Below are 9,105 nucleotides of genomic sequence, written 5' to 3'. Positions count from 1 at the left end.
CCGGTGGGGGTGCGCGTAGCGCCTACGGTGGGTGGGGGGTGCGGGGCCGGGGAGGGGGTGTCCGTCCTCGGACTGGCGCGATGGGGCTTGTTGGTGGGGTGCGGGGTGCGGACGCGCCAGCCACTGCGGGCGGACACCCCCGCCCCGTCCCCTCCCCGCCGTCGGCGGCTACCCCGCGCCCGCCGCGATCCGCACCTCGCGCCGTTCGCGGCTGCGGCCCGCCGCCGCTCCTGCCGCGATCCGCGGGCAGTCGTGCCTCCCCCAGTGCCTTTAAGGGCCTTGGAGGTACCTCCCGCTCGAGCGCGGTCGAGAGTGGGGGGAGGCACCCCGTAGGCTGCGCAACCCACCCCCGGACCGCGCCGACCAGCAGGCTCACCCCCGCCGCGGCCCCCGCGCGTACGACGCGGGCAGGCGGGCCGACGCCACGGCCAGCGCGGTCGCCGCGCTGGCGATGCCCAGTACCGCACCGGCGGCCACATCACCCGGATAGTGCACCCCCGTATGGATTCGCGAGTACCCGACCGCCCCCGCCAGCGCCCCCAACGGCACCGACGCCGCAGGCAGCACCGTCCCCACCGCCGTGGCGAACGCGACCGCCGACGCCGTGTGCCCGGACGGGAACGAAGCCGACGTCGGCATCGGTACGTGCCGGTCCACGGTCACCCGCGCCGCCTCCCGGTCCGGCCGGTTCCTGCGCACCAGGCGCTTGCCCAGCAGGTTCGCCGATGCCGACGCCACGGCGATCGCGCCGACCCCGGCGAGCGCCGCCCGGCGCGGCCGTGAGCCGGCCAGGGCGAGCGCTCCGGCGATGGTGAAGGAGATCTTGGAGTGGTCGGCCGCGTGGGAGAGACGGCGCAGTGCCCGGTCCAGGGTCGGCGTCGGAGTGGCGGCGACCGCCGCGTACAGGGCGCCGTCCACGGCCCTGAGGTCGCCGAGCACCGCGGAGGCTACCCTGCGCACTCCGTCGGCGGGCGGTACGGGCCCGGTGAGCGGACGGGTGACGTCCTGGTCGGTGGTGGGCGGCTCGCTCATCTGTCTCTCCCGCGGTGGCATCCTGGAGTGGCGTACCCGCACCGTGGGGCGGGAACCACCAAGTGCCCACGGTACGCATGATCCATCCGGCCCGCCCACCCCGGGTTCAGGCCGCCCGGAACGTGCGCAGACGCAGGGAGTTGCCGACCACGAAGACCGAGGAGAACGCCATGGCGGCCCCCGCGATCATGGGGTTCAGCAGTCCGGCCGCCGCGAGCGGCAGAGCCCCTACGTTGTAGGCGAATGCCCAGAACAGGTTGGACCGGATGGTGCCGAGGGTGCGGCGGGCGAGCCGGATGGCGTCGGACGCCGCCCGCAGGTCCCCTCGGACCAGGGTCAGGTCACCGGCCTCGATCGCCGCGTCCGTGCCGGTGCCCATGGCCAGGCCCAGGTCGGCCTGCGCCAGCGCCGCCGCGTCGTTGACCCCGTCGCCGACCATCGCGACCGAACGCCCCTCGGACTGCAGCCGCTTGACGACGTCCACCTTGTCCTGCGGCAGCACCTCGGCGATGACGTCCTCCGGCGGGATACCGACCGCGCGGGCGACCGAGCGGGCCACCGCCTCGTTGTCCCCCGTCAGCAGGACCGGGCGCAGTCCGAGCGCGCGCAGCCTGCTGATGGCCTCCGCGCTGGTCTCCTTCACGGCGTCCGCGATCTCCAGTACCGCGCGCGCCTCGCCGTCCCAGGCGACCAGGACGGCGGTGTGTCCCGCCTCCTCGGCCCTGTCCCTGGCACGGGCCAGGTCCTCGGGGAGTTCCAGGGCCCACTCCCGCAGCAGTCCGGCCCGGCCGACCAGGACCGCGTGGCCGTCGACGACGCCCTGGACACCCAGGCCGGGGACGTTCGCGAAGTCCTCCGGCGTCAGCAGGCGGCCCAGCTTCTCCCGTGCGCCGTCGGCCACCGCGCGGGCGATCGGGTGCTCCGAGGCGTGTTCCAACGCGCCCGCGAGCCGCAGCACTTCGGCCTCGTCCTCGGTGGTGTGCACGGCGAGCAGGGTCATCCGGCCCGTGGTCACCGTGCCGGTCTTGTCGAGGACCACCGTGTCGACGCGGCGGGTGGACTCCAGGACCTCCGGGCCCTTGATGAGGATGCCGAGCTGGGCGCCGCGTCCGGTGCCGACCAGGAGAGCGGTGGGGGTGGCCAGGCCGAGGGCGCAGGGGCAGGCGATGATCAGGACCGCCACGGCGGCGGTGAACGCGGCCGTCAGGCCGGCGCCGTTGCCGAGCCAGAAGCCCAGGGTGCCCAGGGCCAGGGCGATGACGACGGGGACGAAGACGGCGGAGATGCGGTCGGCGAGGCGCTGGGCGGCGGCCTTTCCGTTCTGTGCGTCCTCGACCAGCTTGGCCATACGGGACAGTTGGGTGTCCGCGCCGACCCGTGTGGCCGTCACGACGAGACGCCCGCCCACATTGACGGTGGCTCCGGTGACCGGGTCTCCGACGGCCACCTCCACCGGCACCGACTCGCCGGTCAGCATCGAGGCGTCCACCGCGGAGGAGCCCTCGACGACGGTTCCGTCGGTGGCGATCTTCTCGCCGGGGCGTACCAGGAAGCGGTCGCCCGTCTTCAGTTCGGTGACGGGGATCGTCTTCTCGGGTCCGTCGGCGGGCAGCACGGTGACGTCCTTCGCACCCAGCTCCAGCAGTGCCCGGAGGGCCGCCCCCGCCTTCCGCTTCGCGCGTGCCTCGAAGTAGCGGCCGGCCAGGATGAAGGCGGTCACTCCCGCTGCGGCCTCCAGATAAATGTTCCCGGATCCGTCGGCGCGGGCGATGGTCAGCTCGAAGGGGTGCGTCATACCGGGAGTGCCGGCGGTACCGAAGAACAGGGCCCACAGGGACCACAGGAACGCGGCCGACGTGCCCACCGAGATCAGCGTGTCCATGGTGGCCGCGCCGTGCCGCGCGTTGGTGAACGCCGCCTTGTGGAACGGCCAGGCGGCGTAGGTCACGACGGGTGCGGCCAGTGTCAGGGACAGCCACTGCCAGTACTCGAACTGCAGCGCCGGGACCATCGCCGTCGCCACGACCGGTACCGCCAGTGCCACGGCCGTGATCAGGCGCTGCCTGAGGGAGCGGAGCTCGTCGGGTTCCCGGGCCGGCTCGGCCGGTGCCGGCTCTCGGGCCGTGTACCCGGTGGCCTCGACCGTGCTGATCAGGTCGCGGACGGTCACCTCACCGCCGTAGCTGACCCGCGCCTTCTCGGTGGCGTAGTTGACGGTGGCGGTGACCCCCTCCATCCGGTTGAGCTTCTTCTCGATCCGGGCGGCGCACGACGCACACGTCATCCCGCCGATCGCGAGCTCCACCTCGTCGGTGCCGACTGTCGGGACGGTCATGCTGGGCTCCTGTCAGAGATACGGGGTGGGGGTATGTAGGGCGGGTTCCATGTATACCCCTGGTGGGTATTTTCGGCAAGGGGGTGGATGGCTTGACTTGGTACCCCCTAGGGGTATGGTGACCTGTATGGATCGGCTCCGAAGGGAGTCGGCGACCCCGTTTTCGAGGAGAGACGGTCATGAACACCGGACTGAAGATCACCGCGTTCGCCGCCGCCCTGGCCGCCACCTTCGGTACGGCGTACGGCGTCGGCGAGGCGCTCGACCCGGTCGTCGCCGAGCCTGCGCCGAAGCATGAGAAGCGGCACGAACCGCCGTCGGCGGGGGCGCACGCGGCCGGCGGGCTGCCGATCTCCGAGGGGGGTTACACCCTCGAGCTGGAAACCCCTCGTGTTGCTGCGGGGAACCGTGCCGACCTGCGTTTCACCGTCCGGGACGACCGAGGCCGCGCCGTGACCGAATACCGTCGCGAGCACGACAAGGAACTCCATCTGATCGTCGCCTCGCGTGACCTGCTCACCTACCGCCACCTGCACCCCGTCCGGGCGGCCGACGGCACCTGGAGCACCCCCGTCGACCTCCCCCGGGCCGGCGGCTACCGGGTCTTCGCCGACTTCACCCCGGCACGCAAGGGCGCGGAGAACCTCACCCTCGGCGCCGACCTCGCCGCGTCCGGCTCCTACCGGCCGCAGGAGCTTCCCCGGCCCGCCGCCACCGCCCGAGTGGACGGCTACGACGTCGAGTTGAGCGGGTCCCTGCAGCCCGGCAGGGCGAGCGAACTGCGTCTGAGCGTCTCGCGCGACGGCAAGCCGGTCACCGACCTCCAGCCCTACCTCGGCGCCTACGGCCATCTGGTCGCCCTGCGCGCCGGAGACCTCGCCTACCTGCACGTCCACCCCCACGGCGAGCCCGGCGACAGCACCACCGAGCCCGGCCCGGAGGTCTCCTTCACCGCCACCGCGCCCAGTACCGGCAGGTACCGGCTGTTCCTGGACTTCAAGCACGACGGGGTCGTCCGCACCGCGGCGTTCACGGTCGAGGCGGGGGAGCAGGCGGCTCCGAGCGCCACGCCGGAGCACTCCGACGACGGCCACGGACACTGAGACTCAGCCCAGGGCGCGATCCAGGTTGAACGCGGCGCTGATCAGGGAGAGATGTGTGAACGCCTGGGGGAAGTTCCCCTGTTGCTCCCCGGTGTGGCTGATCTCCTCGGCGTAGAGGCCGACATGGTTGGCGTAGGTGAGCATCTTCTCGAAGGCAAGGCGTGCCTCGTCGAGCCGGCCGGCCCGGGTCAGCGCCTCGACGTACCAGAAGGAGCAGATGGAGAACGTGCCCTCGTCGCCGCGCAGTCCGTCGGGACTCGCGTCCGGGTCGTAGCGGTACACCAAGGAGTCCGACACCAGGTCGGCGGTGAGGGAGTCGAGCGTGGACAGCCACTTGGGATCGGTCGGCGCGATGAACATCGCCAGCGGCATCATCAGGACCGACGCGTCCAGCACGTCCCCGTCCTCGTGCTGCACGAACGCCTGCCGCGCCTCCGACCAGCCGCGGCTCATGATCCGCCGGTAGATGGTGTCCCGGGTCGCCCGCCAGCGCGGGAGATCGGCGGGCAGGCCCCGCCGGTGCGCCATCCGGATGGCCCGCTCGATCGCCACCCAGCACATCAGACGCGAGTACAGGAAGTTCTTCCGCCCTCCGCGCGTCTCCCAGATGCCTTCGTCCGGCTGGTCCCAGTGCGCACACACCCAGTCCACCAGGGCCGTCACATGGTCCCACTGCTCGCTGGAGACGGGCTCGGCCCACTTGTCGTACAGATAGATCGAGTCGACCAGCGCCCCGTAGATGTCGAGCTGCAACTGCTCGGCCGCCGCGTTGCCGACCCGCACCGGCGCGGAGCCCTGGTGTCCCTCGAGATGCCCCAGTTCCGTCTCGGACAGATCGGTGCGGCCGTCGATGCCGTACATGATCTGCAACGGGCCGGAGGCCTTGCAGTCACCCGGGCTGATGTGCCGGGAGACGAACGTCATGAAGCCCTTGGCCTCCTCCGTGAACCCCAGCCGCAGCAGCGCGTAGACGCAGAACGCGGCGTCGCGCACCCACACGTACCGGTAGTCCCAGTTGCGTTCCCCGCCGAGTTCCTCGGGCAGGCTGGTCGTCGGCGCGGCCACGATCGCGCCCGTCGGCGCGTGGGTGAGCAGCTTCAGGGTGAGGGCCGAGCGGTGCACCATCTCCCGCCACCGCCCCTTGTAGCGCGAGGACGACAGCCAGCGCCTCCAGTACGCCACCGTCGCGTTGAACTCCCTCTCCGCCTCCCCGCACTCGCACCGGTACGGCGACGCGCCTTCGGCGCACGGGTCCAGGGTGAGCACCGCGGTCTCGCCCTCGGCCAGCTTGAAATCGGCCCGTACATCCCCGCCGTCGGTCTCCAGCGGGACGGTCGCGGTCAGCGCGAGGCACAGGCCACGGGATGTGAAGAGCGCGATGTCGCCGGTCAGCCGCACGGTGTGCGGCAGGGCGCCGTAGCCGAAGCGCGGGGCCACCCGCGTCCGGAACGGCATGGACCCGCGTACGCAGAGCACCCGCCGGATCAGCCGGTGCGGACGCTGCTCGGCCGACTCGCCGTCGATGGGAATGAAGTCCTGCACCTCGCCGATCCCGTCCTCGGTGAAGAACCGCGTGATCAGCACGTTGGTGTCGGGGAAGTAGAACTGTTTGGTGTGGGCGGGCACGGCCGCCGCCAGCTGGAAGGAGCCGCCCCGCTCGGCGTCCAGCAGCGCGGCGAACACGCTCGGCGAGTCGAAGGACGGGCAGCAGTACCAGTCGATGGTGCCGTCGGTCCCCACCAGCGCCGCGCTGCGCAGATCACCGATCAGCCCGTGATCGGCGATCGGCGTGTACCGCGGCCTGCCGGACGTCTCCTGTTCCTTGGCCGTCCCGTCCATCGCAGCCTCCCAAGCGGCGCACATCGTCCCGTGTGCACCACTTCGTCCAGCGTAGGTCCGTCCGGCGGATCGAGCGGGGAACCCTCGCCGGGTCCGGCCGCGGAGGCGTTCAGGCCAGCGCGACCCGCAGCCCCGCCTCCTCGAAGCGGCGCACCGTCTCCGGATCCGCCGCCGAGTCCGTGACCAGCGTGTTCACCGACTCGGTCGCACAGATCCGGGCGAACGCGCGTCGGCCCAGCTTGCTGGAGTCGGCGGCCACGATCACCCGCTCTGCCCGCTCGCACAGCAGCCGGTTGATCGCGGCCTCCGCCTCGTCATGGGCGGCGGCCCCGTGCGCGGCGTCGAAACCGACGACACCGAGCACCGCCACGTCGAGGGTGATCTGGCTCAGGACCCCGTCCGCGAGCGGTCCGACCAGCTCGTAGGACTGGGCCCGGGCCACGCCGCCCGTCAGCACGATCTTGAACTGGGGGCGCACGGCCAGTTCGTTGGCGATGTTCAGCGCGTTCGTCACCACCGTCAGCGCGGGCGACCCGGAGGCGAGGTCGCCGCGTACGGCGAGCGCCCGCGCCACCTCCGTGGTGGTCGTCCCGCCGGTCAGGCCCACCGCCTCGCCGGGCGCGACGAGCTCCGCCACCGCCTTGGCGATGCGCTGCTTCTCCGACGCGTGCCGCGCCGACTTGTAGCGCAGCGGCAGCTCGTACGACACCCCGTGCACCACCGCGCCGCCCCGGGTGCGTACCAGCATCTGCTGCTCGGCCAGCTGGTCGAAGTCGCGCCGGATCGTCGCGGCCGACACCGCCAGCTCCCCGGCCGCCTCCTCGACGTCCAGCCGGCCGCGCTCGACGAGCAGCTCCAACAGCGTCTTCCAGCGGGCGTCCCGTGACATCCGCCCTCCCGTTCCCGGCCGTTCTCCCGTTCTCCGGCGACCCTAACGCACCCGGCTGAGCGCATGATGCTTGATTATGCTTGAAAGGTGGCTCTATCTTGCAGGAACAATCACCAAGCCATCAGGGGAGCGGCATGACACATGTCGAGGACGAACTGAACAGCCAGCCCGAGTGCTGGCAGCGCGCAGCCGGGCAGGCCGTCGCGCACGCCCCGGTGCTTCCGGCGCGGGGCGAGCGGGTCGCGGTGGTCGGCTGCGGCACGTCGTACTTCATGGCGCAGGCCGTCGCGGCCCTGCGCGAGGGCGCGGGACAGGGCGAGACCGACGCGTTCGCGGCCTCGGAGTTCCCGCACCACCGCGCCTACGACCGTGTCGTCGCCCTCACCCGCTCCGGCACCACGACCGAAGTCCTCGACCTGCTCGGCCGGTTGAAGGGGCGCACGCACACCACCGCGCTCACCGCCGACCCGGCCACCCCCGTGAAGTCGCTCGCCGACGAGACGGTCGTCCTCGACTACGCGGACGAACGCTCCGTCGTCCAGACCCGGTTCGCCACCACGGTCCTCACCCTGCTCCGCGCCCACCTGGGCCTGCACGGTGAACGGGTCGTCGAGGACGGGCGGACGGCCCTCGGCGCGCCGCTGCCCGAAGGGCTCACGGACTGCGCCCAGTTCACCTTCCTGGGCCGCGGCTGGACCGTGGGCCTGGCCAACGAGGCCGCGCTGAAGATGCGCGAGGCCGCACTCGCCTGGACGGAGGCCTACCCGGCGATGGAGTACCGGCACGGCCCCATCAGCATCACCACCTCCGGCACCGCGACCTGGATGTTCGGCGACGCACCGGAAGGGCTGGCGGCGCAGGTCGGTGGCACCGGCGGGCTGTGGATCGAGGGCACCCTCGATCCGCTCGCCGAACTCGTCCGCGCCCAGCGGCTCGCGGTCGCCGTCGCGGCGGTCCGAGGCCTGGACCCGGACCGGCCCCGCCACCTCACCCGCTCGGTCGTCCTCGCCCCCTGACCCGTCGGAAAGGAACGACCGTGCCCCTCTCCACCACCGGCGAACTCGTCGGCCGCGCGACCGCGAACCGCTCAGCGGTCGCCGCGTTCAACATCATCACCCTCGAACACGTCGAGGCCGTCATCGCCGGTGCCGAGTCGATGGACGCCCCCGTCGTCCTCCAGGTCAGCGAGAACGCCGTCACGTTCCGCCAGGGCCGGCTGCTGCCGCTCGCCCGGGCCGCGGTCGCCGCCGCCGAGCGCGCCGCCGTCCCCGTCGCGCTGCACCTCGACCACGTCCGGAGCGACGCCCTGCTGCGCCAGGCCGCGGACGCCGGCTTCGGCTCCGTGATGTACGACGCGTCGCGGCTGCCCTACGCCGACAACCTCGCCGCGACCCGGGCGGCCGCGGACTGGGCTCATGCCCAAGGGCTGTGGGTCGAGGCCGAACTGGGCGAGATCGGCGGCAAGTCCGGCCGGCCCGCGCTGGACGCCCACGCCCCCGGCGCCCGCACCGACCCCGAGCAGGCCCGCGCCTTCGTGGCCGACTCCGGCGTGGACGCGCTGGCCGTCGCCATCGGCACCACCCACGCCATGACCACCCGCACCGCCACCCTCGACCACGCCCTCCTCAAACGGCTGTCCGCCGCCCTGGACGTCCCCCTCGTCCTGCACGGCTCCTCCGGCCTCCCCGACGACGAACTGGCCGCGGCGGTCACGGGCGGCATCGCCAAGGTCAACGTCGGAACGGCCCTGAACATCGCCATGACCGGCGCGATCAGGGAGTTCCTCACCGCCCACCCCGAGGTGGTCGACTCCCGCGGCTACCTCACGGTCGGACGGGAGGCGATGACCCGGACGGTGGCGGCGGTCATCGAGGCACTCACCACGCCCTGAGCGCCCCGTCCCGGGC

At 72.4% G+C, this 9,105-nt stretch carries 7 protein-coding genes; 3 read left to right on the top strand and 4 right to left on the bottom strand.

Annotated features, from left to right (window positions below; genetic code table 11):
• Positions 1-372 precede the first annotated feature (372 nt).
• On the bottom strand, positions 373-1,032 hold the full coding sequence (locus tag ACZ44S_RS18570; protein WP_466930219.1) for a phosphatase PAP2 family protein: 660 nt from the start codon (positions 1,030-1,032) through the stop codon (positions 373-375).
• A gap of 106 nt (positions 1,033-1,138) precedes the next feature.
• Complete coding sequence (locus tag ACZ44S_RS18565) at positions 1,139-3,367, bottom strand: heavy metal translocating P-type ATPase (protein ID WP_466930217.1); 2,229 nt, start codon at positions 3,365-3,367, stop codon at positions 1,139-1,141.
• Between the two features lie 179 nt (positions 3,368-3,546).
• On the opposite strand from ACZ44S_RS18565, the gene ACZ44S_RS18560 reads away from it, so the two are divergent.
• On the top strand, positions 3,547-4,470 hold the full coding sequence (locus tag ACZ44S_RS18560; RefSeq protein ID WP_466930215.1) for a hypothetical protein: 924 nt from the start codon (positions 3,547-3,549) through the stop codon (positions 4,468-4,470).
• Between the two features lie 3 nt (positions 4,471-4,473).
• Here ACZ44S_RS18560 and ACZ44S_RS18555 read toward each other — a convergent pair whose 3' ends face one another.
• On the bottom strand, positions 4,474-6,309 hold the full coding sequence (locus ACZ44S_RS18555) for a glycoside hydrolase family 15 protein (protein ID WP_466930213.1): 1,836 nt from the start codon (positions 6,307-6,309) through the stop codon (positions 4,474-4,476).
• Between the two features lie 109 nt (positions 6,310-6,418).
• Complete coding sequence (locus ACZ44S_RS18550) at positions 6,419-7,198, bottom strand: DeoR/GlpR family DNA-binding transcription regulator (protein ID WP_466930210.1); 780 nt, start codon at positions 7,196-7,198, stop codon at positions 6,419-6,421.
• Positions 7,199-7,332: 134 nt separating this feature from the next.
• Here ACZ44S_RS18550 and ACZ44S_RS18545 point away from each other — a divergent pair, with 134 nt between their 5' ends.
• Together ACZ44S_RS18545 and ACZ44S_RS18540 are read left to right on the top strand one after the other, a co-directional pair.
• Positions 7,333-8,214 carry an SIS domain-containing protein gene (locus tag ACZ44S_RS18545; RefSeq protein WP_466930207.1) on the top strand — a complete coding sequence of 294 codons (882 nt, stop codon included), beginning with the start codon at positions 7,333-7,335 and terminating at the stop codon, positions 8,212-8,214.
• Between the two features lie 20 nt (positions 8,215-8,234).
• On the top strand, positions 8,235-9,089 hold the full coding sequence (locus tag ACZ44S_RS18540; RefSeq protein WP_466930205.1) for a class II fructose-bisphosphate aldolase: 855 nt from the start codon (positions 8,235-8,237) through the stop codon (positions 9,087-9,089).
• Positions 9,090-9,105: the final 16 nt, after the last annotated feature.

It is taken from the genome of Streptomyces malachitofuscus (genome assembly GCF_055571035.1).
Note: the sequence above shows the minus strand (reverse complement) of the source record. Positions and strands in the feature narration are given on the sequence as shown.